The organism is Niabella soli DSM 19437, assembly GCF_000243115.2.
Taxonomy (GTDB): Bacteria; Bacteroidota; Bacteroidia; order Chitinophagales; family Chitinophagaceae; genus Niabella; species Niabella soli.
Genome location: NZ_CP007035.1, coordinates 2,650,249 through 2,675,310, shown reverse-complemented (window position 1 = coordinate 2,675,310; position 25,062 = coordinate 2,650,249). Strand labels below are relative to the sequence as shown.

At 46.1% G+C, this 25,062-nt stretch carries 20 protein-coding genes; 13 read left to right on the top strand and 7 right to left on the bottom strand.

Going from position 1 to position 25,062, the window contains the following annotated elements; genetic code table 11:
• Positions 1 to 79: 79 nt before the first annotated feature.
• Positions 80 to 2,737: an alpha-L-rhamnosidase gene (locus tag NIASO_RS11365; RefSeq protein WP_008585918.1), complete on the bottom strand. Its 2,658-nt coding sequence runs from the start codon at positions 2,735 to 2,737 to the stop codon at positions 80 to 82.
• 249 nt (positions 2,738 to 2,986) lie between these two features.
• On the opposite strand from NIASO_RS11365, the gene NIASO_RS11355 reads away from it, so the two are divergent.
• From NIASO_RS11355 to NIASO_RS11345, 3 genes are all read left to right on the top strand, one after another.
• Positions 2,987 to 4,876 carry a glycoside hydrolase family 127 protein gene (locus NIASO_RS11355; RefSeq protein WP_008585916.1) on the top strand — a complete coding sequence of 630 codons (1,890 nt, stop codon included), beginning with the start codon at positions 2,987 to 2,989 and terminating at the stop codon, positions 4,874 to 4,876.
• Positions 4,873 to 7,026 carry a pyrroloquinoline quinone-dependent dehydrogenase gene (locus NIASO_RS11350; RefSeq protein ID WP_008585912.1) on the top strand — a complete coding sequence of 718 codons (2,154 nt, stop codon included), beginning with the start codon at positions 4,873 to 4,875 and terminating at the stop codon, positions 7,024 to 7,026. The genes NIASO_RS11355 and NIASO_RS11350 overlap by 4 nt, the downstream gene beginning before the upstream one ends.
• Positions 7,027 to 7,107: 81 nt before the next feature.
• Positions 7,108 to 7,854, top strand: a complete 747-nt coding sequence (locus tag NIASO_RS11345; protein ID WP_008585906.1) for an MBL fold metallo-hydrolase — start codon at positions 7,108 to 7,110, stop codon at positions 7,852 to 7,854.
• A gap of 151 nt (positions 7,855 to 8,005) precedes the next feature.
• Here the strand turns inward: NIASO_RS11345 and NIASO_RS11340 are convergent, their stop codons facing one another.
• The 4 genes from NIASO_RS11340 to NIASO_RS11325 form a co-directional block, all read right to left on the bottom strand.
• Complete coding sequence (locus NIASO_RS11340; RefSeq protein WP_008585905.1) at positions 8,006 to 8,407, bottom strand: hypothetical protein; 402 nt, start codon at positions 8,405 to 8,407, stop codon at positions 8,006 to 8,008.
• A 145-nt stretch (positions 8,408 to 8,552) separates the two neighbouring features.
• Positions 8,553 to 9,131, bottom strand: coding sequence for a hypothetical protein (locus tag NIASO_RS11335; RefSeq protein WP_008585904.1), 579 nt, complete (start codon positions 9,129 to 9,131; stop codon positions 8,553 to 8,555).
• 36 nt (positions 9,132 to 9,167) lie between these two features.
• The gene (locus tag NIASO_RS11330) at positions 9,168 to 9,719 is read right to left on the bottom strand and encodes an RNA polymerase sigma factor (RefSeq protein WP_008585902.1); all 552 of its coding nucleotides are present in this window, start codon (positions 9,717 to 9,719) and stop codon (positions 9,168 to 9,170) included.
• Between the two features lie 168 nt (positions 9,720 to 9,887).
• On the bottom strand, positions 9,888 to 10,850 hold the full coding sequence (locus NIASO_RS11325; protein WP_008585901.1) for a transketolase family protein: 963 nt from the start codon (positions 10,848 to 10,850) through the stop codon (positions 9,888 to 9,890).
• Between the two features lie 254 nt (positions 10,851 to 11,104).
• On the opposite strand from NIASO_RS11325, the gene NIASO_RS11320 reads away from it, so the two are divergent.
• The 9 genes from NIASO_RS11320 to NIASO_RS11280 all read left to right on the top strand — a co-directional run bounded on the left by NIASO_RS11320 (position 11,105) and on the right by NIASO_RS11280 (position 20,997).
• Positions 11,105 to 12,130 (top strand): rod shape-determining protein, encoded by a 1,026-nt coding sequence (locus NIASO_RS11320; protein WP_008585900.1) that lies wholly within the window; start codon positions 11,105 to 11,107, stop codon positions 12,128 to 12,130.
• A 112-nt stretch (positions 12,131 to 12,242) separates the two neighbouring features.
• A complete protein-coding gene (mreC, locus tag NIASO_RS11315; protein WP_245605175.1) occupies positions 12,243 to 13,061 on the top strand; it encodes a rod shape-determining protein MreC in 819 nt (272 codons plus the stop codon).
• Positions 13,058 to 13,591: a hypothetical protein gene (locus tag NIASO_RS11310; protein ID WP_008585897.1), complete on the top strand. Its 534-nt coding sequence runs from the start codon at positions 13,058 to 13,060 to the stop codon at positions 13,589 to 13,591. Before mreC ends, NIASO_RS11310 begins: the two co-directional genes overlap by 4 nt.
• Before the next feature lie 358 nt (positions 13,592 to 13,949).
• Complete coding sequence (gene mrdA / locus NIASO_RS11305) at positions 13,950 to 16,079, top strand: penicillin-binding protein 2 (RefSeq protein ID WP_008585896.1); 2,130 nt, start codon at positions 13,950 to 13,952, stop codon at positions 16,077 to 16,079.
• Entirely contained in the window at positions 16,076 to 17,419 is a 1,344-nt protein-coding gene (gene rodA / locus NIASO_RS11300) for a rod shape-determining protein RodA (protein WP_008585895.1), read from the top strand. The genes mrdA and rodA overlap by 4 nt, the downstream gene beginning before the upstream one ends.
• A 197-nt stretch (positions 17,420 to 17,616) precedes the next feature.
• Positions 17,617 to 18,102: an RNA polymerase sigma factor gene (locus NIASO_RS11295; protein WP_008585894.1), complete on the top strand. Its 486-nt coding sequence runs from the start codon at positions 17,617 to 17,619 to the stop codon at positions 18,100 to 18,102.
• A 38-nt stretch (positions 18,103 to 18,140) separates the two neighbouring features.
• Positions 18,141 to 19,163: a hypothetical protein gene (locus tag NIASO_RS11290; protein WP_008585893.1), complete on the top strand. Its 1,023-nt coding sequence runs from the start codon at positions 18,141 to 18,143 to the stop codon at positions 19,161 to 19,163.
• Positions 19,160 to 20,050, top strand: a complete 891-nt coding sequence (locus tag NIASO_RS11285) for a porin family protein (RefSeq protein WP_008585892.1) — start codon at positions 19,160 to 19,162, stop codon at positions 20,048 to 20,050. Before NIASO_RS11290 ends, NIASO_RS11285 begins: the two co-directional genes overlap by 4 nt.
• A gap of 65 nt (positions 20,051 to 20,115) precedes the next feature.
• Positions 20,116 to 20,997 (top strand): outer membrane beta-barrel protein, encoded by an 882-nt coding sequence (locus NIASO_RS11280; protein ID WP_245605174.1) that lies wholly within the window; start codon positions 20,116 to 20,118, stop codon positions 20,995 to 20,997.
• Here NIASO_RS11280 and NIASO_RS11275 read toward each other — a convergent pair whose 3' ends face one another.
• Both NIASO_RS11275 and NIASO_RS19700 read right to left on the bottom strand, forming a co-directional pair.
• Entirely contained in the window at positions 20,998 to 21,579 is a 582-nt protein-coding gene (locus tag NIASO_RS11275; RefSeq protein WP_008585890.1) for a hypothetical protein, read from the bottom strand.
• 185 nt (positions 21,580 to 21,764) lie between these two features.
• Positions 21,765 to 22,931 (bottom strand): DUF3298 and DUF4163 domain-containing protein, encoded by a 1,167-nt coding sequence (locus NIASO_RS19700; protein ID WP_008585889.1) that lies wholly within the window; start codon positions 22,929 to 22,931, stop codon positions 21,765 to 21,767.
• Between the two features lie 91 nt (positions 22,932 to 23,022).
• Between NIASO_RS19700 and NIASO_RS11265 the strand changes: the two genes are divergently transcribed.
• A complete protein-coding gene (locus tag NIASO_RS11265; protein WP_008585888.1) occupies positions 23,023 to 25,059 on the top strand; it encodes a TonB-dependent receptor in 2,037 nt (678 codons plus the stop codon).
• Positions 25,060 to 25,062 lie beyond the last annotated feature (3 nt).

Genomic DNA, 25,062 nt, shown 5'->3' with positions numbered 1-25,062 from the left:
CATTGAGGTATTAATGGTGATTAAGGAACGAGTTGAATGGAGTTCTTAACCCTTAATGTTTAATATTCTACTATTCGCTTTATTTTGTTTTTCTCAGCGATAATGAATAAGTTCCTGATGGCAGTGCATAGCTGCCATCTTTTTTTTGCGTGCCGGGGTCTTTCTTATTGTTCAGTTCCCATCCCGACGGAATAAAAAAAGAAGCCGTGCTGTTGGCGGGGATGCTGATTTTGTAACCAACATTATTACCGGCCTTTTCCCAGGAAGACGTAATAAGACCGCGGCTTGCCTGATAGGTTGCGGTAAACCGGTCCAGTCCCGCAACAAAGTTGGGGCGCAACAACACATTTTTGAAGCCCGGTTGTTCAGGATCGGGGAAGATGCCGCCCAGCGCTTTATAGAACCAGGCGCCGATATCACCGAACATGATATGGTTTAATGAAGCATCATTCTTAGCATCTACTTTCCAGTTCTCATAAAGGGTGGTGGCTCCGTTTTCGATCCACCAGCCCCAGGAAGGATAAGTCTTTTTAGAGGCCAGTTGAAAGGCAAGATCGGCATAGCCGTTCTCACTCAAAACATTCAGCACCGCTTTGGCGCCCAATATGCCTACATCTAACTGTACCCCGTCCTGCTTTACCTTTTCTGCGAGATTAGCGATTACTTTGGCTTTGCTTTTTTCCGGAACAATGCCCCAGTACACAGGGGTGCTCAATTCCGTTTGCAGCCCACTGCCATAGATTCCGCTTGCAGTGTTCAGGTATTTTTTATTGAAGGCGGTTTTTATTTTTTCTGCTAAAGCAGTGTATCTGTTATAATCTTCTTTTTTATCCAGGAGTTTTGCGGCTTTGGCAAGTATGGTTGCATCCGCATAATAGTAAAGGGTAGAGGTCAGTTCCACCGGCGATTTTGATTTCACCGGTACCCAATCACCCAGCCCCCAGGTGGTCAGCCCGTTCGGGTACAGGTCATTGATGTGATTTACATAGGATCTTATATTTTCATAGTTATCCGTCAGCGGTTTCAGATCTCCGTAGAATGTATATAATGTCCAGGGGATAATGGCTATCGTGCTGGTCCAATCCGGGCCATTGGCCCATTGGTAGCCCCAGCCACTGGTGGGGATAATAGCCGGAAGCACGCCATTGGGTTGCTGCTCGTCCCGGTGGTCGGCCAGCCATTTTTCATAGATGGTAAAGCCGTCAAAATTGTAGAGCCCGGTTTGCAAGGCAATAACCGCGTCCCCGGTCCAGCCGTTTTTCTCGCGTTGCGGGCAATCAGTAGGATAACCAAATAGATTGGATAAATAGGAATTATTTGTAGCGCGCCATATTTTATTAATAAGCGGATCGCTGGTTTGGATGGTCCCGGCTGGTGGAACAGCGCTGTGCATAAAATAAGCATTGAGACTGGTAGCGGTGAGCTGCACGGGCTGGTCGCTTTTTACTTCCACAAACTGAAAACCTTTGTAATTAAAACGGGGCTTAAACGTTTCGATGCCGCCTTTCAAAATAAAAATATCGGTCTGAAAAGGATCGCTATCATCCATGGGGCGGTAATGCACATTAATATTAGAAAGATCGGCATGCCCTGCTGCATCAATTTTTTCCGCATGAATCAGGCGGATGATCGTTCCGGGTTTACCGGAAACAGTCAGTTCGCTGACACCGGAGATATTCCTCCCCAGGTTAAAAACATAGTCGGTATCACTAAACCTTTTTACAGCCTGCACCGGAATTTTTTCCACGTCCCTGATGGGATACAGCACCTGCGCCGTGATGTTTTGAGAGGGCGCGGCCCGTTCCACGGCGGGCGACCATTTGGCGTCATCAAAACCCGGCAGATCCCAACCCGGCAGTTCCAGCCGGGCATCATGGTGCTCGCCGGTATAAATGCTGTTAAAAATAACCGGGCTTAAAGCGGTTTTCCAGCTTCTGTCGGTACTGATCGTTTCGGTACTGCCATCGGAATAGGTGATCCGCAGGTCCAAACAAAAGGCGGGCCGGTTACGCCAGGGTGCCCTGTCGAAGTACCATACTGCTGTTGACTGGTGATTGTACCACCCATTCCCAAGCAATACCCCGATCGCATTTTGCCCCGCTTTCAGTTGGTTGGTCACATCGTAAGTAAGGTACAGGTTGCGGCGGTCAAAACGGGTGTACATGGGGTCCAGGCGGTGATCGCCCATTTTACTGCCATTCAGGGTTAACTCGTACAAACCTGCAACGGCAATATAAACTCTTGCGGTTTTTACCGGTTTATGGAGGCGAAATGTCTTTCTGAAATAAGGTGCGGGTTTCAGGTGAATATCTGTTCCATCGCTGATCCAGTTCCCTTTCCAGTGCTGTTGCCCCAACATGCCCGTTTCAAAAAATGCAGCGGCTGTTTTATAGGTAACATTATTTTTCCCGGTCAGCGTCAGGCTCCATTTATAACGGGTAAACGGCTCCAGTGGTTTCCCGCTATAAGTAATCAGGTTATCGTCTTTATTTACTTTTCCTGTGTTCCATACCACCGTTCCGGCCTCCCTTGTTACCACAAGCTGATAGCTGTTTTGCCGGGCCCCGTTTGCGGGGTCGTTTATGATCCAGGAAAACCGGGGATGCGGATTATCGATACCGAGCGGATCTTTTAAATGTTCGCATTGAAGAGCCGCCGGACCCTTACTAACCTGTGCAGTTGCAAGCAGCGAAAGCAGCAGGCTCCCGGCTAATAATAGAATAGGGGATCGATTCATTTTGTCGGTATGATTTTACAGCAAGATTGTTAATGAGTACTACAATAATAATCTATTTGCCTTGATAATATCATTTTCAGGATTGTACAGGATTGTTGCCCCGGTAAAATGAGTTATCTTACTTCCGCCAGGCATTTTGCGGCGTTTTTTATAGTTGCCCCGGAATTCGTATTTTGTAAACAGATTGTTTGCCGCTTTTGATCCTGAAACTAAGAGTATCAAAGGACGTTTTGTAAAAAATAAAGGAGTATGCCATTTGCTTTTACCAGGCCTGTGCGAATCAGGATATTTTTAACGGGCACGTTAATTGCCCTCTGGATGCTTCCGGCGCAGGCGCAAAAAACGGATGCTTTTGAATTGCCTGTTTTAAATGATATAAAGCTGGAGGGATATGCCGGCGGTAAAATAGAAGGGTGTATTGTAAACGATGTTTTGAAAACCGACGCAGGTTACCTGGTGCGCCCTTTTACCGTGCGTAATGAAAAAAACTTATGGCAGAGTGAGTTCTGGGGCAAGTGGATCACTTCGGCGATCGATGCCTACAATTATACAAAAGACAACCGCTTGCTAAAAGCGATTCAGAAAGGCGTGGAGGGCCTTATAGCCACGCAGACCCCGGATGGTTATATTGGCAATTATGCCCCCCAATACCGCCTGCAACAGTGGGATATATGGGGAATGAAGTATTGCCTGCTGGGCCTGCTAGGGTATTATAATTGTACGAAAGACAACCGGTCACTCGCAGCGGCAAAAAAATTGGCAGACTATGTTATCAGCGCTGTCTATGCGTCCGGCAAACCCTTTAATGAAATGGGCAATCACCGTGGAATGGCCGCGGCGTCTATATTAGAGCCGGTTGTACTATTGTATAATATTACACATCAGGCGTCCTATTTAAAATTTGCGGATTTTATTGTCGCCTCCTGGTCCAACCCCAATGCTTCGGAGCTTATAAAAAAAGGATTGCAGCAAATACCCGTGGGTGACCGCTTTCCTACCCCCGCTGTATGGTACGGGCCGATGAATGGCCGTAAAGCCTATGAAATGATGTCTTGTTACGAGGGATTGATGGAGTTATACCGGGTAGAAAAAAGACCGGAGTACCTGGAAGCGATCGTAAATACGGCAGAAAGCATACGGAAGGATGAGATCTTTGTAACCGGCTCCGGCTCTTCTATGGAAAGCTGGATCAACGGTGCGAAAATACAGGCGACCCCGCTCCGTCATTCCAATGAAACCTGTGTTACCGCCACCTGGATGAAGCTTTGTCTGCAGTTGTTGCGTACTACCGGCGATGCCAAATGGGCGAATGAAATAGAGAGAACTTTCTATAATGCATTGCTGGGGGCTATGATGCCCGATGGGCATACCTGGAATAAATATACCGACCTGAGAGGAGTAAAATATCTGGGCGAGAATCAATGCGGTATGGATATCAACTGTTGCATAGCGAATGGCCCAAGAGGCCTGATGGTACTGCCTAAAGAGGCATTTATGATCAATGCCGCCGGTATTGCTGTCAATTTTTACGGAACGGCTTCTGCTACCCTGTCGGTTGGGCAAAACAAGGTAACGCTAAATACGGTTACCGAATATCCAAAGAACGGTGCGGTAACGATCATCGTCAACCCCGGCAAACCACTCGATTTTAACCTGCAGTTGCGGATACCGGAATGGAGCGCCCACACGAACATCTCAATAAACGGGGTAGCGGTAGATAACGCAGTTCCCGGAAAATATACCGCAATAAAAAGAACCTGGAAACAGGGTGATATAGTGAAGTTGCAATTTCAAATGGATGTCCGGCAGTATTTTGTTCCGGGCGACAGTACCCGGTACTGCCTTCAATATGGTCCGCTGGTATTGGCTTCAGATAAGCGTTTCCAGGAAACGCCGTTTTATAATTATTATCGACCAGCGGCTGATAAGGGGAAGATCCCGTATGAGATAGTAGCTGACAGCACCGCTAATGTATTCCTGAAAATGAAGATTCCCTTCTTAAAGGAGATTATCGGCGGCGGCTATGAAAAAGAATACCTGACCCTTACGGATTTTGCCTCCGCCGGAAATACCTGGGACGCTGCGTCCGCCTATTTAACCTGGTTCAGTATTCCTAAAGACCCCTCAAAAGACAAATGACCATCTTAAGCAAAAAGTATATCCGGTTGGCAGAACAACTGCTTCTTTTTATTTTATCAGCCTTTTGTTCCTGTAAAAACGATGCTGTTGATTATACGAAATGGGAAAATTACGCCGGCACCAAAGATGGGATGCGCTATAGCGCGTTGGATCAGATCGATACGGTGAATGTGACCCGCCTTCAGGAAGTGTGGCGATTTAGCACTTACGATAAAGATACGATGGATAAAAGCCAGATACAATGTAACCCGATCGTTGTGAACGGCATATTATACGGCGTTTCACCTGCTTCAAAACTATTTGCGTTGGACGCGGCTACCGGCAGGCCCCGCTGGATATTTGACCCCGCGGGAAAAGACTCCGGCGGTGGGCAAAAACCAGGAAGTTTTAACATCAGCCGGGGGGTAACCTGGTGGACGGATGGCGGCGATAGCAGGATCTTTTACAATGCAGGGAAAAAAATATTTGCCGTTGCAGCCGGTACCGGTGCATTGATCAAAAGCTTTGGCCACAACGGCTGGATCGATCTTTCGGAACAACTGGGGCGGGATGCCGGCGCTAATCCCTATGTTGTGGGTACCACTCCGGGCATTATTTATAAAAACCTGCTGATCGTTGGCTCAAGAGTGGCAGAAACAGCGGATGCCGCTCCCGGCGATATACGCGCCTACGATGTGCGAACTGGCGGCCTTCGCTGGAGCTTTCATACGATCCCCCACCCTGGAGAAAAGGGCTATGAAACCTGGCCCGATACAAGCGCCTGGAAAAAGCTGGGCGGCGCTAATTGCTGGGCGGGTATGTCGGTTGACGAACAACGTGGCATTGTGTATGTGCCAACAGGGTCGGTAGCGGGCGATTTCTATGGCGGGATCAGGAAGGGTACCAATCTTTTTGCAAACAGCATTGTGGCCCTGGATGCAGCAACAGGAAATTATCTGTGGCATTATCAAACCGTGCACCATGATCTTTGGGACAGGGATCTGCCCGCAAATCCCAACCTGGTAACCGTCACCGTAAATGGTAAAAAAACAGAAGCATTGGCGCAGATCACCAAACAAGGCTATATTTTTCTGTTGGACAGAACAAATGGTAAGCCTGTTTTTGAAATAAAAGAAATGCCCGTTTCCACAAATGGATTACCGGGGGAGGAACCCTGGCCTACGCAGCCGGTGCCGGTATTACCTGAGCCCTTCGCCCGGCAACAGTTTGCGGCAGCAGATGTTTTTAGTATTGATACCGCCGGCAAAGCCGAATTGATGGAGCGGTTCAACAAGATTAAGTACCATCAACTATTCGATCCGCCTTCAAAGGAAGGAGGCTGGATCTTTCCGGGTTTTGATGGTGGGGGAGAATGGGGCGGGGCTGCTGCTGATCCTCAGTCGTCCATACTATATGTATTCAGCAGCGAGCTTCCCTGGTCGCTTACGATGGTGGATGTGCCGCGGCGAAACGCTTCTGCCGGTCAGCGATTGTACAACCAGTACTGCGCTTCCTGTCACCAACCCGATCTGCGGGGAGCGGGCACTTCATTTCCCTCGCTGGTAAATATTGCAGACCGTCTGGCGCCTGCAGCAATAAAAGGCGTGATACAACAGGGTCGTAACCGGATGCCTTCTTTTGCAGGGCTGGCCCCTGAAGCAATAAACTCATTGGTTGCATACATTACGCATCAACAGGAAAAAGAACGGCCTGCCGGTGATTCAGGTACGATCCTGGATCAGGTACCCTATATGATGACAGGCTATAACCGGTTTCTCGACAAAAACGGCTATCCCGGTATCCGGCCGCCCTGGGGCACTTTAAATGCGGTAAATCTAAATACGGGGAAATTGCTTTGGAAAGTACCGGTAGGCGAATATCCGGAGCTAACCCGTAAAGGGATACCTGTTACCGGAACCGAAGGATATGGAGGTCCTATTGTTACAAAAGGCGGCCTGGTATTTATTGCGGCCTCCAGGGATAAAAAAATACGCGCCTTTGATAAATACACGGGCAAACAACTCTGGTCGGCGGATCTGCCGGCCGCGGGCTTTGCCACGCCTGCATCTTATATGGTCCGCGGAGTTCAGTATATCGTTATTGCCTGCGGTGGTGGAAAAATTGGTTCCGCTTCCGGCGACGAATATGTTGCATTTGCATTAAAAAAGTAAAAACAACTGCGGGTCCTGAAAAAAGAAAGTTCCGCCAGGCCCTTTTTATTTCTTCTATTTTTGCAGCCATAAATTATAAGCATGAAAATTATTCCGTTATCGGAAGGAAGTTTTACTGTTGATGTAACAAAAAAATTTATTCCCTTTCGCCTTTCAGAAGATGAAATGATCGCCCGCCCGCAAGGAAGCCTGTTAGTGCAGGTACAGCCCTTCCTGGTTGTTACTTCAAAAGATATACTATTGCTGGACACGGGGCTTGGCTTCGATCATCCTGCCGGCGGCCGGTTGCAACTGGTGCAACACTTGGCTGAAAACGGTTTTCAAACCGGGGATATAACAAAAGTGCTGATGAGCCACCTGCATAAGGATCATACCGGAGGAATGGTGAACCCGGCTGCGGGCAAACCTACTTTTGAAAACGCAACATACTATATCCAGGAACGGGAAGTAGCTTATGCAAAAGAACGCGGTGCGCCTTCTTACGATCTTTCAAAAATTGACCCGGTTTTTTCCGGTAAAGTGGAATTACTGAAAGAAGATGCCGGCACCATCGACGGGTATATAAATTATGAAGTTACCGGCGCCCATTCCAAATATCACCAGGTGTTCTGGATCAGGGAAAATGATGAAACCATCTTTTTTGGCGCAGATGATGCGCCGCAGTACCAGCAAATGAAACACCGGTTTGCGGCAAAATATGATTTTGATGGCAAAAAAGCAATGGAACTAAGGGCAAAATGGTGGGAGCAGGGGAAGCGGGAACAATGGCAACTCCTGTTTTATCATGATACGCATCAACCAACCGTTATCCCCGACACTGCAGCATAAGAAGGCCTCTAAAGAAAAAAAGGCCTGCCCTAAAAAGAGCTGGCCGTTGCTAACCTATGAAAAACACCAAGGCAAATATAGCAACAGTTTTCTATTCCAAACAAATATTTTTTTAAAATAATTGTTTAAACATCATTTATTCGGTAAATTTTTAGTTTTCTTTAACATTTCTGTTTTTCAGTACTTCTCTTATTTTCTTCCTGAAGAGCTGTTCTTCGCTGAAAAACTGGGTGGCCCGTTCGGGGCCGAGGATGGGTGTAAAAGATTTCCGGTAGCTTATTTTAAGGGAGGCGCGGTCCTGGTCCCGCTGGAGGGGGTCGGAGGTTGTAGCGCTGATTCTTTTTGTTTCTGCAAAATAACTTACGATCAACGGGCGCATTCTTTTTCGCTCCTGTGGAATCAGGTGCAGTTTCTCTGTGAGAAAATCAAGAAAGGCGTCTACTACTTTTGGTTGCGGATTGGAGGGTTTTGGTCGCTGAACTGCAGGCTGCTGGGCCATTCCTGTTCCACAGCAAAGAAATAAAAAAATAAAAAAACCAGCTATGCGCTTCATCCTTTTGTTTTATTTATATGCCGGGCAAAGATATTACATCTATGTTGCGCAGCTATACTGAATTTTGTTCCTGACAGGAATGATCCCGAAAGAATCGCAGCGTCTGACCGGGAATTGCAGTCCTGATTTTAGCCGGCCGCTCCATTTAATAGGGTTGCGATTGCTCTACCGTTTCAGTGGTATCATCTAAAAAATCGCTCAGATCCTCACTGGGAACATCTTTGAGCAATGTTGCAGCGTTTATTGTAGTAAGTCCCACCTGATCGGGGGTACTATTCTCAAAAGGAACCGCCCGGCCAATAAAGCGTTCCAGTTGCTCATTGGTTAATTCATTAATACTTACCGCAGAAGGCTGGTACCGGCCTTCTCTTAAGGGTTTCCTGGTGGTAAGGAGCATGCCGGTTGTGGCGATAATTATAAAACTGGCAGCGATAGAAACTCCTTTTTTAAAGGGAATTATGGCCGCCGGCCTGGGACGGTAATCCCGTATTTCATCAAAATAATAATCGGGAACGGTAAACGGCATTTTGCGGGAAACCGAAGCCAGTATTGGAAAATCAGCGGCTTCTGTTACCATAGAGGCATCCGTGTTGATGCGCTTCATCAGTTTTTCTGAAAATGCATCAAAATAACCCTTAGGTACGCTCAGCGTATTTTCCAGGGCGCTCCTGTTGTGCGCTTTCAGGTTTTCTAAAATGGGTCCTATGTCATCTTTGTCTTCCATTTCTACTTAATCAGACGAATATTGCGTTCACTTGGTTTAATTGTTCAATAAATATTTCTCTACCTTTTTCGCTGCGTGATGATAACTTGCTTTTAGCGATCCCTCTGTAACGCCCAGCAACTGGCTCATTTTCTGGTAGGGCATTTCATCAAAATAACGCAGGTTGAATATGAGTTTTTGCTGTTCAGGTAATTGCTGGATCGCCAATTGTAATTTCCACTCAATTTTTCTTTCGTCAAACTGTGGCTCGGCTTTTATTTGAGCAATCAGCTCATTTTCTTCGTGGCCGGAACTGATCGCCCTTCTTCTTTTTTTGCTTTGCAGAAAGGTTAAACTTTCATTGGTACTGATGCGATACAGCCAGGTATAAAGACTGCTGTCTTCCCTGAAGTTTTCTAACCCTTTCCAGCTTTTGATAAAAACATTTTGTAAAACATCGTCCGCGTCTTCATGCACCACTACCAGCCGCCGCACGTGCCAATAGAGCCGTTCCCGATATTTTTTTACAATAGCAGAAAAAGCCATTTCTTTCGTAACCGGGTTACGAAAGGCAGCCATTATTTCTTCGTCGTTCAGAACCTGTTCCATGCGCTGGTGGCGTGTTTTTGACCGGTTTACTGGTTAAAGGTTTAATGAGCCGGCCCCATGCAGCACAAAGCCGTCTCAAAAAGTCTGACACCATTCCATTCAGCTTATATGCATCAGGAATTATGTTTTCAACCTTTAGGGGGACGGCTTCTTTTAATATTTTATAAATTACCCGTTTTTCCGGGCGATAACTTTTTCAACTGCTGCCACAATATCCGGAACATCCAGGTGGTATTTCTTTAACAACTGATCCGGGGTGCCGCTTTCTCCAAAAGTATCCAGGGTGCCCACATATTCGATGGGGATGGGGAAATGTTTGGCCGCAACCTGGGCAATAGCATCGCCCAGCCCGCCGATCACATTGTGCTCTTCCGCGGTAACCGCACATTTTGTTTTTTGAATGGATGCCAATACGGCTTCGACATCTAGTGGCTTAACAGTATGAATATTAATCACTTCAACACTCAGTCCTTTTTCTTCAAGGAGAACGCCCGCCTGGATCGCATTCCAAACCAGGTGCCCGCAGGCGAAAATGGTTACATCAGTTCCCTCTGAGAATTTTTGCGCTTTTCCAAACACAAAATCTTCTTCTTTGGTAAAAATAGGCCAGGAGGGACGCCCGAAGCGCAGGTACACAGGGCCTTCAAAATTGGCAATGGCTTTTGTTGCGGCTTTTGTTTGAGTATAATCGCAGGGAACCACAACCGACATGCCGGGCAGCATTTTCATCATGCCGATATCTTCCAGTATCTGGTGGGTAGCGCCGTCTTCACCCAGCGTTACGCCGGCATGGGAAGCGCAGATCTTTACGTTTTTACCGCTATAAGCGATAGATTGACGGATCTGGTCGTATACACGGCCGGTGCTGAAGTTGGCAAAAGTGGTTGTGAAAGGGATATGGCCGCCAATAGTTAAACCGGAAGCAATGCCCATCATATTGGCCTCTCCGATACCGCACTGGATAAAACGTTCAGGAAATTCTTTAATAAACTGGTTCAGCTTCATAGAGCCCAGCAGGTCGGCGGTAAGCGCTACAATTTTATCATTAGAGCGCGCTGCTTCCACAATGCCGTCTCCGAATCCGCTGCGGGTGTCTTTTTTACCTGTTGACTGAATATCCTTTAAAGCCATATTTTAATTTTAAGGCTACAAAAGTAATGTTTCTGATAAAGAATTCAACATAAGTTTTTGCCGTATTAAAATACGAATAATCCGGTTTGTGATTGATTTTAAAGCCCTTCGCTCCGGCATGTTGTTCCGGTTAATGGCCGCCGCCGTGAACCTGTTCAAAAATCCTTTATATACTTATGTTTTACTTTGTTAATTTGAATTATTTACTTCACCTTTGCTCCTCACGAAAACACAAGAAATTTATTTACTAAAGAATGGGACTTTTTAACTGGTTTACGCAAGAGATAGCAATGGATCTGGGTACTGCGAATACCCTAATAATACATAACGATGAAGTGGCTGTAAATGAGCCCAGTATCGTTGCGTTGAATCGTAACAATCCAAAAGAAGTGCTTGCTGTAGGGAAACGTGCCTTAATGATGCACGAAAAAACCCATGAAAGTATTCGCACCGTTCGGCCATTAAAGGATGGCGTTATTGCCGATTTTAATGCTGCGGAACTGATGATCAGGGAGTTGATCAAACTCGTGTATCCTAAAAAGCCCCTGTTTCCCCCTAGTTGGCGGATGATGATCTGCATTCCTTCCTCAATTACCGAGGTAGAAAAAAGAGCGGTAAGAGATAGCGCCGAGCAGGCAGGAGCGAAGGAAGTATACCTGATTCATGAGCCGATGGCGGCAGCCTTGGGTATCGGTATTGATGTGGAAGAGCCTGTGGGGAATATGATCATCGATATTGGCGGGGGCACCACCGGAATTACAGTGATTGCATTGGCCGGTATTGTTTGTGACCAAAGTATCCGCATTGCGGGCGATGAATTTACAGCCGATATTATGGAAGCATTGCGCCGGTACCACAGTTTATTGATTGGTGAGCGTACAGCAGAACAGATAAAGATACAGGTAGGAGCGGCAATGAAAGACCTTGAAAATCCGCCGGACGATATCCCGGTTAATGGTCGCGACCTGGTTACCGGTATTCCCAAACAAATTATGGTAAGCTACCAGGAGATTGCTGAAGCGCTGGACAAAAGCATTTTTAAAATAGAAGAGGCGATCTTAAAGGCCCTGGAACAAACACCTCCGGAACTGGCGGGCGATATTTATCGCAGGGGTTTGTATCTCACAGGTGGTGGCGCATTGCTGCGGGGGCTTGATAAAAGGCTTAGCCAGAAAATAAAATTACCGGTTCATATTGCGGATGATCCGTTGAAAAGTGTTGTAAGAGGCACGGGGATAGCACTGAAGAATTATGATCGCTATCCTTTTGTAATGCGTTAATCAATCAAACCCATTGTTTCGCTTCTGCGGAGCAAGCAACAAATTTTAACACCCGGTGCGTAATATTTTTTTGTTCATCAGGCGGTTCTCAGTTTTTATAGGCTTTCTCGTTTTGCAGGGAATATGCCTATACAACCTGTTCACCTACAATCGCATACACCGGGTCAAAGGATTGAATGCAGCAGGGAAGGTCACCAGCTATTTTAATGCAAAATATAATGCCCTGGAAGATTTCTTTCGCATGCAGGCAGAGAATCAGCGCGTGCACCAGATGAACGATTCGTTGATGGGGCTGCTTAAACAAAACTTTGTATCGATAGAAAATAACGCCATATTGGTGCATGATACGGCATCGGTAGACACTACAGGTAAAGCCAGACTGTACACCTGGAGAACGGCGCAGGTATTATATGCCACCGTTAACGGCGATAAGAATTATTTGCAGATCAACAGGGGCAGCAATTCCGGTATTAATGATGACATGGGCGTTTTCAGCTCCAACGGCGGGTTGGTGGGTAAAGTGGTGAATACCGGTAAAAATTTCAGCGAAGTAATGACGATGTTGCATGTAATGTTCAAACTCAGTGTGCAACTGAAGAAAACGGGAAACCCCGGCATCATTTCCTGGGACGGAAAAAGCCCTTCGGAGCTTACGCTGAACGGCATTCCAAAAACAGATTCCGTTCATGTGGGCGATACGATCCTTACCGGTAATTATTCGTTGAGTTTTCCGCCGGGAAAAATGGTGGGTACCGTTTCAAGGGTAACAAAAGATGAAGCCACCAATTTCTTTATCCTGAAAGTAAAACCGACGGCCAATTTCGGAAGCCTGCAACAGGTCTTTGTTGTAGAGAATATGAACTATGCGGAGCAGCAACATTTGTCGGAAGCCACCAGTAAAAAAATAGAAGCAAAACCTGAAAATAAGTGAGTGACTTAGTAAAAAATATCATCCGGTTTGCCTTATTTGTTTTTGTGCAGGTATATGTATTGAATATAATGCCGCATTTGCATGAATTGGTGGTGCCCTACCTTTACTTCCTGTTTATTTTATGGCTGCCTTTTTCTATCAGGAGAGGTTGGTTGCTGTTATTAGGATTTTTATTGGGGATGACGGTTGATTATTTTACCATGACCCCCGGTTTGCACGCTGCGGCCTGCGTATTAGTAGCTTACCTACGGCCATTGGTTATTTACCTGTTCGCTCCTAAAGACGCAGATGAATATACTTACGAAGAACCTTCGCCCAAGTCGATGGGATGGACGGCCTACAGCCTCTATGCGCTGATTCTTTCATTTGCTCATAATTGCTACCTGTTGTTCCTGGAATGGATGTCCTTTGGGTCTTTTATTCATTTTCTCCTCAAAACCATTATATCCACAGCAGTAAGTATGTTGCTGATCCTTATTACGGAACTGCTCTTTTACCGGAAACAGCGCTACCGTACGAATACGGCGTAGGAGGGAGCTGCCCGATTCTGGATACATGATTCTGGATTTTCGATGCTAGTGCTATGTCAAGCACACTTTATTAGGCCACAAAGGCACTAAGCCACTAAGTTATTATTCTTGGAGCCTTCGTGTCTTCGTGGCATCAGACATTATATACCTGACTTAACACCAGATTTGATGATTCAATTTTGACATTTAGGATCCAGCGACCAGCATCTGGTATCAAGCATCCGGTAATCAAAATCCGGCTTTTCAAGATTGAACGTCTCGAAGTAATTATTATATCGCTTTTAGCGATAAATTAGTTAGCTGCTTTAAAGTTTTATATTATTTTTGGTTTTTCTTAAAAAGCCCCCGGAAATTAAGCATGTCGGTGTTCAACAAGTCGAGAAGTTATATAATACGGATAATTTTTTTAGCTGTATTTATAATAATAATCGCCCAACTGGCCAATTTGCAGTTGGTCAGCAATAAATATCTGGAGCTGGCAAAGAATAATGCCATCTTTCAGAAAATTGTATACCCCGAAAGGGGGATCATTTATGACCGGAAGGGAAGGCCCATTCTTAATAACACCATTATGTTTGATCTGATGGTGACCCCCGCAGAAATCAAAAAGAATTTTGATACAACGTCCTTCTGTAGTCTGCTGGGGATCGATACAGCGGAGTTCCGGAGCCGGATCGTAAATGCGATCGTCAAAAATTCCCGGGTGCGCCCGTCTATATTCCATTCACTGCTAACGCCGGAGATGCAGGCCCGTTTTGAAGAGAACAGTTGGCGTTTTCCTGGGTTTGTGTTGCAGCAGCGCCCCATACGTACCTATCCGTATAATGTGGGAGCGCATTTTCTCGGTTATATCAGTGAAGTGGATGCCAAAGATATTGAGCATTCCGGCAACTTTTATAAGATGGGTGATTATGTGGGTAAGAACGGACTGGAGTACAGTTATGAAAAAATACTGATGGGCCAGCGGGGGGTACAATACATGATCAAGGATAATAAGAACCGGCTGGTGGGGCATTATGAAAACGGGGAATTTGATACCACGGCGGTGGCCGGCAGGGGGCTGAAAACCTATCTGGATGTGGATCTGCAGGTGCTGGCCGAAAAACTGCTGGCTAATAAGGTCGGTTCGGTAGTAGCCATCGATCCCAAAACCGGCGGTATCCTTGCTATGGCATCCGGCCCCGTGTTTAATCCGAATGATCTTACAGGGCCGTCAAAAAATGCCAACTACGCAAGCATGGTGTTAAATGTAACGGCGCCTTTATTAAACCGGGGCATCAAAGGGATGTATCCCCCGGGGTCCACTTTTAAACCGCTGGGCGGATTAGTAGGATTGGATGAAGGCGTTATTACTCCGGCATCCGGCTATCCCTGCCGGGGCGGCTACTATGCCTGCGGAAGGCGTGTGGGTTGCCTGGAATCCTGGGCGGGCCACGCCGCCAACCTGCGATTGGCCATTGCACATTCCTGTAACTCCTTTTTTGTAAATACCTACCGGCTTACGGTGGATAACCCCAGCATCGGGAATGTTAAAAAAGGATTTGAAAAATGGCAGGAATATATGAATAAACTGGGGCTGGGCGTACGTCTGGGTGTTGATCTGCCCAGTGAGGATAAAGGAAATATACCTACCGTTGCTGCTTATGATAAAGAATACCGCGGCTCCTGGTCTTCCTGTACCAACCTTACTCTGGGCATCGGGCAGGATAAAATGCTGGTAACCCCGTTACAATTGGCAAATGCCGCCTGTATCATTGCCAACAGGGGCTATTATTATACTCCTCATTTTGTGGACAGCATTGAAGGGGAACGGGCTTCCGACGCCCCTATCCTGGCAAAGTACCGGAAGAAACACGAACCCCTGACGCATATTTCAGACGAAGCTTATGATGCAGTAATTAACGGAATGCAGGATGTGGTAACCGAAGGAACGGCCCGCGTGGCTATGATCCCGGGCATCAACGTTTGCGCAAAAACCGGTACTGCGGAAAACGCCCGGGTGATCGACGGACGAAAAGTAAAGCTGAAAGATAATTCCATGTTTGTATGTTTTGCTCCAAAAGAAAACCCGAAAATTGCAGTGGCCGTGGCGGTGGAAAATGCGGGATTTGGGGCTACATGGGCAGGACCCATTGCACGCATACTGCTGGAAAAATATTTGTTAGATAGCCTGACCAATACCAGCAAAGCAGACCTCGAGCGGATTTCAAAAACCAACCTGATGCCTTCTTATTATACCCGGCTTCAATATATAGCCGATTCTACCCGGGCCGAATATTGGGCAAAACTGAGAAACGACAGCACCAATTTGCGCAAATATTTAAGAAAAGGCATTCCCAGAGTTGTAGAACCAAAGAAGGATTCTGCAACAAACAACAATAATAAAAGCCAGGGTAAGAAGCCCAAACAAGCCTCGAACCTTATCGTTTTCATAACAGAAGATAAAAAGTATCACAGACCGGCTACAATCACAGGTGCATTTATATGAGTCAGAAAAAGGCTGAAATATCAAAGGGGATCGATTATATTTTGCTTATCGTATACTTCCTGCTAGTTACCATTGGCCTGATGGCGATCTTTGGTGTGACTTATACAGAGGGGGACCCGGTTTTGCAGAGCTTTATCGGCTTTAAAACCGATTACAGCAAACAATTTTATTTTGCCGTTGTATCACTGATCCTTGGGTTGTTTATTCTTTTGACGGATAGCAAATTTTTTCCAGCTACGGCCAATTTATGGTATGCCGGCGGAATCCTGTTGTTATTGCTGGTGTTTCCGTTTCACTCCTCCGTAAAAGGAACGGAGTCTATCATCCGCTTTGGTGGGTTTAATTTTCAGCCGGCCGAGTTCTGTAAAGTAACGGTTGCGCTGGCCCTGGCAAAATATCTTTCGGACCCGGAACTGGATTTTACCAAAATGCGCTCCCAACTTATTGCCACAGCCATCGTGTTATTGCCTGCGGGCCTCACTATTATGCAAAATGAAACCGGGCTGGCCCTGGTGTTTTTTTCGTTCTTTTTAGTTATGTACCGGGAAGGGTTGCCGGGTATTATCCTGGTTATTGGTTTTGCCGCCGCTGCACTGGTGGTGGCTACCTTGCTTATGGATAAAAATATACTCGCCATTATACTAACGCTGATTACTGCCGCCGTGATTTTTTTCAGCCGCAGGCAAATAAAAAAGGATCGCGGATTACTGGTAAAAATCATCCTCATATGGGTGGTTTGTGTGGGTATACAACGGTTTGGGGTGCCCTTTGCCTTTACCCATGTGCTGGAAAAACATCAGGTAGAGCGGATTTTCAGTACCATCGGCAGGGAGATCCCGCAGGAATACCTGAAGGGAAATATGGGAGAAGTGAATGCCAAAACGGGCAAACAAAGCAATACGGCAGATTATAATGTAAAACAATCGAAGATCGCTATTGGAAGCGGCGGGCTCACTGGCAAAGGCTTGCTGAGCGGTACGCAAACGCGCTACGGTTTCGTTCCCGAGCAACGAACCGATTTTATTTTTGATACTATTGGGGAAGGCTTCGGTTTTGCCGGCGCTGTTGCCCTGCTGGGATTATATTTGTTGCTGCTTTTCCGCATTGTAATCGTAGCGGAACGGCAGCGCAGCACTTTTAGCCGGTGCTATGCTTATGGGGTGGCTTCCGTGCTGTTTTTTCACATGGCGGTAAATGTGGCCATGACTATCGGGTTGGCCCCGGTAATAGGAATCCCGTTGCCTTTTATCAGTTATGGGGGAACTTCATTGCTGACCTTTACCATATTACTGTTTATTTTGATCCGTCTGGATGCTGACCGCCAGATGGTGTTGCGATAACCAGTGAGCTGTTGAAGAAGGCCCCTGCAGATTTTCACAGATTTTTTTTCGACCATCGACTTGCCGCCTCCACGCCTTACCGGCTGAAAAATACTTTTAAAAAACTGTAACTTTTAGCCGGCGACCACGTACTACTTATAAACCGGTTAAAAAGCAGTTTACTGAAGGATGGCTTTGGACCGGTCACTAACCGATTTATGACGGAAAAGGAATACAACGAATGTGTAAACAGGTATGCTGACAATGTGTACAGGTTCATTTTAAAGAACCTGAAACATACGGCCAATGCCGAAGATGTGGTGCAGTCTGCTTTCCAGGCGCTGTGGGAACAACGCACCACTGTTCAGGAAGCAACCGCCAAAGCATTGTTATTTACTATTGCCTACAGGAAAATGATCGATCATATCCGGAAGCAGCGCAGAGTAACCTACGAAGCATCAATGAATAGTTACGAAAAGGGAACCGAGCAAAAAAACCGGAACCTGAAAGAAGTGCTGGATCGTGCATTGGAGCGGCTGGATGAAATAAAGAGATCGCTGGTATTGCTGAAAGATTATGAAGGGTACAGCTATGAAGAGATCGGGAACATTACAGGGCTTTCTGCCAGCCAGGTGAAAGTGTACCTGCACCGGGCGCGGTTACAGCTGAAAGAATACCTGGTAACAATCGAAAATATTATCTAATTGGGTCTTTATGACCGGTATAAAACAAAAATCCTCGAATGAAAGAAATAATTAACCATAGCAATTATGAAGATTACTTTCTTTTGTATGTTGACGATGAATTGGACTCCGGCGAGCGAAAATCGGTAGAACTTTTTGTGACGCAATACCCCGACTTAAAACCAGAACTTGACTTGTTGTTGCAAACAAGAATCAAACCCGATGCTGCAATCGTCTTTCCAAATAAAGGAGGGCTATTGCAGAAGCAATCTTTCATATCAGACGAAGCGATCTTGTTATACCTGGACGGGGCGCCCGTGGAGGATCATATAAGAACGGCGCTTCAGCATCCCACGCCAGCCATTCAGCAACGGATGGATCTCTTCCGGAAGACGATTGCAACTCCGGATACGACCCTGGTCTTTCCCGACAAAAACGCTTTATATAAGCGGGCAAAAGTGGTACGATTCTATAACTGGAAGATCGCTGCAGCAGCAGCAATACTACTCCTGGTTGCCGGATATGGACTTTTACATCAACGAAAAGAACAGGCGATGAGCACTACAGACCTTGCTGGTCTGTACCCTGGGAAAACCGGCATAAACACCCCGGATATTGATAACCGGGTTGCTGCATTGCCCCAGGCCTCTCCCGGAGCGGCTATCGAAACAGCACCGGTACAAGAGACGGTGGCTTTGAAACAAAAGCCGGTTAAAAAAAACTCCCTGGGAGCTAATGAACAACAGGCGCCGGGGGCATTGCGGACGAAGCGGGCAACACCACCTATAGCACCAGCGCCAGGGCAGGTCCATCAGGAACGCCTTCCCGCTGATGTTCCCGCTGTTGCGTCGACACCGGAGGTTGGAACAAGATCTGTACAGCCGGAAGGGAATACAAATAACCCGGCGGAAGCGGGTTTGGTGAAGGTCGCTGTAGCACAGGAACCCTCCGTAAAAGAAAAAAGATCATTATTTAAGAAACTAATAAAACGCATTGAGGATAAGGTAGCCGATTCTTTTGATGAAGGAGCTGACCAGGTGACCGTTGCCGGATTTGCGTTTAATGTAAAACAAAGAAAATGAAGACAGGAAGAAACATACTAATACTGATTGCTTTAATGGCGCCCCTATGGTCGCAGGCGCAGGGTAGAAAAGAGAAAAGCCCGGTAGATACCAGCGAAATAACGGTAAAAGTGATCACAGAGAAAAATAAAGACTCCGTAATTGTTACGGAAAACGGGCAGGCCTGGGTAAAGGCATCAAAAAAACGAAATGTTGCAACCAGTTGGTTGGGTATCGACCTGGGCTTTGCCAATTTTGCTGACAATACCAATTATACCGGCGCGGCCGCCCAGGCTTATGCCCCGGGCGCAAATGCCAATTGGTTCGATCTGCGCTTCGGCAAGTCAATAAATGTGAACATCTGGATAGTGACCCAGAAAATAAACCTGGTGCAGCATACTTTAAATTTGAAATATGCCCTGGGGCTGGAATTGAACAACTACCGGTTTAAGAACCCGGTGCGGTTCAACCCGGATCCTGCCACCAATGTTCCCGATCCTGCAGTTGTTTACATGGATAATGAGCCAAACCGGAATTACAGTAAAAATAAACTGGCCGCAGATTATCTCACCGTTCCGTTAATGCTGAACGTAGCCTTCCCTTCTAAAAACCGGAAAATAGCGGAGGTTGGTAATAAAACGGTCAAAATAAAAGCAAGCCGTGAGTTTGGGTTTAGCTTTGGGGTAAGCGCAGGATACCTGTATGCCTCCCGCAACAAAACGATTACTTCGGATAATGGTAAACAAAAAGCAAAAGACAATTTTGATTTAAATCCCTGGAAATTATCCTATGTGGGAGAGCTGAACCTGGGCTATCTGAGCCTCTATGGCTCTTATGCAATAAAGAGCATGTTTAAGCGCGGACTGGAGGTAACACCCTATACCGTTGGCATAAGATTGGGATTATGAGGATATGACCGGGCACTTTCTTATCTTTATTAAGCGTAGGATTGTTAATGAAATTGTTGTCAGGAATGATGAAAAAGATACGCTTCTTATTACTGATGGGTATGATTGCCCCATTGTTTGTTGAAGGGCAGGATACCAGGCCTGATACTTTGGTGATCAATGGCATAACGGTTATAAGGGACAACCGGCCCCCAAAAAATGAACCGAAGAAAGGCTTTTTTAAAAATATCAATTCCAGAAGAACACTGAAAAAGATTACTACCGAATGGGGAATGGTGGATATCGGTATGTCGAGCTTTGTTGACCGCACCGACTACCCCGGGGTAGCCGCACAGGCCTATGCTCCGGGAAGTAATAATCAGTGGTTCGAAACAAAAGGATTTAAATCCAGGAACATTAACCTGTGGGTGGTAACGCAACGCTATAGCCTGGTGCATCATGTGCTGAACCTGCAATACGGGGTGGGGCTGGAATTGAATAACTATTTTTATACACAGCCGGTTCGCTATGATCCGAATCCGCCGGCTACACAAGATCCGCCGGTGGTTTCAATAGATGCCAGGGCCCAATCGGTTCCTCCTGAAAGAATTTATAAGAAAGACAAATTGGCGGCTGATTATGTTACGGTTCCGCTAATGCTTAATTTTAATTTTACCCCGGACCGGATCTATCCTTTTGAATTGAGCGCTGGTGTGAGTATCGGCTATCTGTACGCCTCCCGTAATAAAACCATTACTTCGGATGAAGGAAAACAAAAAGCGAAAGACGCTTTTGGGTTAAAGCCCTGGAAACTTTCTTATGTAGGGGATCTGACATTGGGGGTGGTTACTTTTTATGGATCATATGCGTTTAAAGGCATGTACAAAAGAGGGCTGGATATGACTCCTTACACGTTTGGAATCCGCCTGCGACCAGGAGATCTTTTTAATAAGATTGAAAACAGGTAGCTATTGCATATTGACATAAACAATCCGGTTCTTTTTTGAGATGCGGTTAATGGATTTGAAACGCTGGCTCATGTAATACCCCAGGCCAAAAGCACCTGTAGCGATGAGCAAATTCCTACCATTGCTACCCGCAAAAGGGGCCTCATGCGTCCGCAAACTGTTTACCGTGTTGATCACTGCATATCCGGCGCCTCCTATTTTAAGCATGAACCCCAGTGTATTCAGATATCCCCGCCGTTTTATCGTACGGTTGGCGATGATATTTTTTATATCCCTGTAATAAAAGGGTACCGTATAGGTCTTTACGGTATCCACGAGGTAGTTGCCCCAAATAGTAGGTTGTTTCACGATCTGAAAGAACTGAACGAAAATGCTGTCGTTTTTTATCTGTGCGATCGGGCCTTCGTACGCTATGTTGTCCGTTGTAACAAAATTGATGGACATACCGGGTAAGTAATTTTGGATGGTTCTTCCATTCTTCTTTTTTATGGATATATAATCGCTCATGTGATGATAGCCCGGTTGTGCCAACAGGGCCAGCGAAAAAAACAGAAAGCAGAGGGCGGTAAGCAGTTTTGCCATTGAGGCTAAGATACAATCAAATGAAATAGGATCTTGTTAAAGGGTTGTATATATTATTTGTCAATGCACCTGATGAAGTTAGCGTTATAATTCAACTCACAGATTCCACGGATTCTCACAGAAGGTTTTCAAAGATCTGAGCAAATCTGCGGCATCTGTGAGAAATTTCTTACAACCTACAGTGTTTAAATGCCCATTCTTTGTATAAATCCAGGCGTCAGGTAGGGCTTTAGCCCGGTATACGGAAGCCAGATATTTATCGGGCCAACGGCATAAGCGGCAATTTCATAAGGCTGGTATAAAAAGCCGATGCCTTTGGATGTGAAGTAGAAATTTTGGGTCAGCGCAATCCGGTTGTCAAAAAGAAGTTCCGTCAGGGGCTTGTCTGCAGGAATATTATATTGCTCCCGCAGTTGTTTTTCCAAAATGGATTCGAGCTGTGTGGAATCCATCACCAACACATCCGAAAGCCGCAATGCTTTCTTTTGTGGTATATCAAAGCAAAGAAACCGCTGTGTAAACATTCCATGAGCGCCACCGGTATACATATACTTACTGACACTCATTACCGCATAGCCATTATTGTTATGCACCAAATTGGAATGCACCTGTTGGTTATAGTGCATCAGGGAGTAGGGAACAGGATCGTTACCGGAGTTGGAGGCTTTCAACGTGTCAATATCGTCGTTAAAATCCTGGAGGAAATTCTTTCCGTAATGAACAATACTGTTTTGCAATGTAGTAGCGGAATCGGTCACCAATTCCTCCAATACCTCTTTTTTTATAACGCTGTTAAACCAGTTTCCGCCGGATGCTGCGCCGGAGGGGTGCAATACCACCAGCGAAACATGCGCTGTCGGAGTATCTTTTTTAAAGCCATCGGATCTTAGGGAATCAATATAGACCAGGGGACCAAAATCGATAGAATGGTTGTCGCGTTTCAGTAAAACCGGAAGGTTGGTTTTCTTGTCGCCGCTGATCCGGCTGCCCGTAATGGTTGCAGCGTTTAATAACAAATGGAAGTGGATTTCGTTTTCCGGTCCGTACAGGCCCCTTCTTAAATCGCCGGGCGCCGTAAAAAAAAGACTGTCGTTTTTTAACAACGAATCCTTTTGGTAACGGAGTTCCACAATACTTCCCTTGTCCGCAGCTACATAGTTGATGGAGTAGCCTTCCCCGAACTTTACCAGGTTCAGGGTTACGGGTATATTGCCGATGGTACCTGTGTATTGCGCGTAATAATTGACTGAATCTGCTTCGGCGGCAGTAGGTTCGCCTTTTTTTGTATCATTGTTTTTACAACTATGAATAATAAAAGCGAATACTGCAAAAAAAAGCAAAGCTCTTTTCATGGGTTGTTTAAATTTAGCTGCTGTATCGCAAAATTAAAGCAAGAACCATATTTTATGCTGTAGCTACAGGAAAAAGTTGCATTTTTATGGCATGCGCTATTTCATTTTTTTGTTTTGTATTCTTTATTCCGGATTTATTTACGGGCAGGATACTGATTCTGTAAAAACAATTGAAGCCATAACGGTTCATGCTTTTGGCCAGAACGAGAACAGAGCCACCGCTATTGTTCGCAACCTGGCTTCGGATGTTCCGGCCAATAAACTCTCGCTGGTAACGGCTTTAAATACCATTTCCGGGGTGCGGATGGAGGAGCGTTCGCCCGGCAGTTATCGTATTAATATAAGGGGCAGTTCCCTCCGCGCTCCTTTTGGAGTACGCAATGTGAAAGTGTATTGGGGCGACATCCCGCTTACCGACCCGGGGGGCAATACTTATTTTAACCAACTGGCCTATAATAATTTTAAATCGATCACTGTTTTTAAAGGACCTGCTTCAAGTATGTACGGGGCCGGAACGGGAGGATTGATTTTGCTGGAACCGCCCCGCAACAGCAAGAGCGGTATTAATGTAGAATATGCTGCGGGTTCTTATCATACCCAAAGTATTTTTGCAGAGGCTACCTGGCAAAAAGAGAATCTTACTAATACGATCACTTATGCGCATAACCAGTCAGATGGTTACCGGGCGCAATCGGCTATGCAACGTAACAACCTGAGCTGGCATACCAATATTAAATGGAAGGATCAGGAGCTTTCCGCGCTGCTTCTTTTCTCTGATCTTTACTACCAAACTCCGGGGGCACTTACGCTGAAGGAATTCAATGCGAACCCGGCGGCGGCGCGCCCGGCAGCGGGAGCCTTTCCTTCTGCCGCAGCGGTTAATGCTGCCATCTGGCAAAAGACAATTACTGCCGGTATTACACACACACAGCATTTTGGCGAAGCCTGGAGCAACGCTACAACGCTCTACTCTTCTTTTGCGCAGGTTAAGAACAGCGCGATAAGAAATTACGAGAACCGTAATGAACCGCAATTCGGGGGCCGTAGCGTTTTTGTATATAATAAAAAATGGAGCGGTAATAATACGTTGCAGTGGAATACGGGTATTGAGGCGCAACAAGGCTATTCCACGATCCGCGTTTCTGGCAATAACCAGGGCCGGCCGGACACCCTGCAAACGGATGATGACGTCAATATCGGGACCTATAGTATATTTACTCAGGCATCGGTTTCCCTGCGGGATCATTGGGTGTATACTGCTGGTGTGAGTTATAATAAGAGCAAACTGGCCTTTACGCGAATGAATGCCTACCCCGTTACGGAACAGGTATTTCATTATAATAATGAACTGGCGCCGCGCTTCACGGTGCTGCGTAAGCTTGGGTCTACCGATGTATTAGCTACGGTATCCAGGGGGTTTTCACCGCCCGCTGTTGCGGAAATTCTTCCTTCTACAACGATCCTTAACAAGGACCTGAAAGCGGAGCACGGCTGGAATTATGAGTTGACGGGAAGAAAGCATTTTAATTTTAATAGCTCGAGCCTGCATTTTGAACTGACGGGTTTTTATTTTGATCTTACGGACGCAATCACCCAACGGCGTGATGCTTCGGGAGCTGATTATTTTACGAATGCAGGTGCGGTTAAGGAGCGCGGTGTTGAGGGTTACGGCAATTATTTCCGGGCCTTTCGTTTTAATAGTTTTTTTGACTATCTGAATGCAAGCGTCAACTACACCTATAATCATTTCAGGTATGGCAATTTTATAAAAGATACGATCACTTATTCGGGCAACCGTATACCCGGCGTGCCGGCCAGCACACTAAATGCTCGGGTAGCCGTGGCTGCGCGAATGGGGCTTTATATTGACGCGAACTATTATGGCGCCTCACCGGTTTTTTTGACTGATGCCAACGCAGCGCAGGCAAATGCCTATCACCTGTTGGGCGCAAAGATCGGGTACCGGAAAAAATGGAATAAAATAAATGTTACCCTTTATGCCGGTGCGGATAACCTGCTAAATGAAACCTATAGTCTGGGTAATGATATTAATGCCGCGGCGGGCCGGTATTATAACGCAGCGCCAAAAAGAAATTTCTTTACCGGTGCTGCATTTGAATGGAGATAAGCA

Coding starts and splice junctions, on each gene's coding strand:
- NIASO_RS11285 (WP_008585892.1), top strand. CDS start 19,160: ATGAAGACAGGAAGAAACATACTAATACTGATTGCTTTAATGGCGCCC.
- NIASO_RS11275 (WP_008585890.1), bottom strand. CDS start 21,579: ATGGCAAAACTGCTTACCGCCCTCTGCTTTCTGTTTTTTTCGCTGGCC.
- NIASO_RS11340 (WP_008585905.1), bottom strand. CDS start 8,407: ATGAAGCGCATAGCTGGTTTTTTTATTTTTTTATTTCTTTGCTGTGGA.
- NIASO_RS11325 (WP_008585901.1), bottom strand. CDS start 10,850: ATGGCTTTAAAGGATATTCAGTCAACAGGTAAAAAAGACACCCGCAGC.
- NIASO_RS11365 (WP_008585918.1), bottom strand. CDS start 2,737: ATGAATCGATCCCCTATTCTATTATTAGCCGGGAGCCTGCTGCTTTCG.
- NIASO_RS11345 (WP_008585906.1), top strand. CDS start 7,108: ATGAAAATTATTCCGTTATCGGAAGGAAGTTTTACTGTTGATGTAACA.
- NIASO_RS11290 (WP_008585893.1), top strand. CDS start 18,141: ATGAAAGAAATAATTAACCATAGCAATTATGAAGATTACTTTCTTTTG.
- mrdA (WP_008585896.1), top strand. CDS start 13,950: ATGTCGGTGTTCAACAAGTCGAGAAGTTATATAATACGGATAATTTTT.
- NIASO_RS11320 (WP_008585900.1), top strand. CDS start 11,105: ATGGGACTTTTTAACTGGTTTACGCAAGAGATAGCAATGGATCTGGGT.
- rodA (WP_008585895.1), top strand. CDS start 16,076: ATGAGTCAGAAAAAGGCTGAAATATCAAAGGGGATCGATTATATTTTG.
- NIASO_RS11355 (WP_008585916.1), top strand. CDS start 2,987: ATGCCATTTGCTTTTACCAGGCCTGTGCGAATCAGGATATTTTTAACG.
- NIASO_RS11335 (WP_008585904.1), bottom strand. CDS start 9,131: ATGGAAGACAAAGATGACATAGGACCCATTTTAGAAAACCTGAAAGCG.
- NIASO_RS11330 (WP_008585902.1), bottom strand. CDS start 9,719: ATGGAACAGGTTCTGAACGACGAAGAAATAATGGCTGCCTTTCGTAAC.
- NIASO_RS19700 (WP_008585889.1), bottom strand. CDS start 22,931: ATGAAAAGAGCTTTGCTTTTTTTTGCAGTATTCGCTTTTATTATTCAT.
- NIASO_RS11280 (WP_245605174.1), top strand. CDS start 20,116: ATGATGAAAAAGATACGCTTCTTATTACTGATGGGTATGATTGCCCCA.
- NIASO_RS11295 (WP_008585894.1), top strand. CDS start 17,617: ATGACGGAAAAGGAATACAACGAATGTGTAAACAGGTATGCTGACAAT.
- NIASO_RS11350 (WP_008585912.1), top strand. CDS start 4,873: ATGACCATCTTAAGCAAAAAGTATATCCGGTTGGCAGAACAACTGCTT.
- NIASO_RS11265 (WP_008585888.1), top strand. CDS start 23,023: ATGCGCTATTTCATTTTTTTGTTTTGTATTCTTTATTCCGGATTTATT.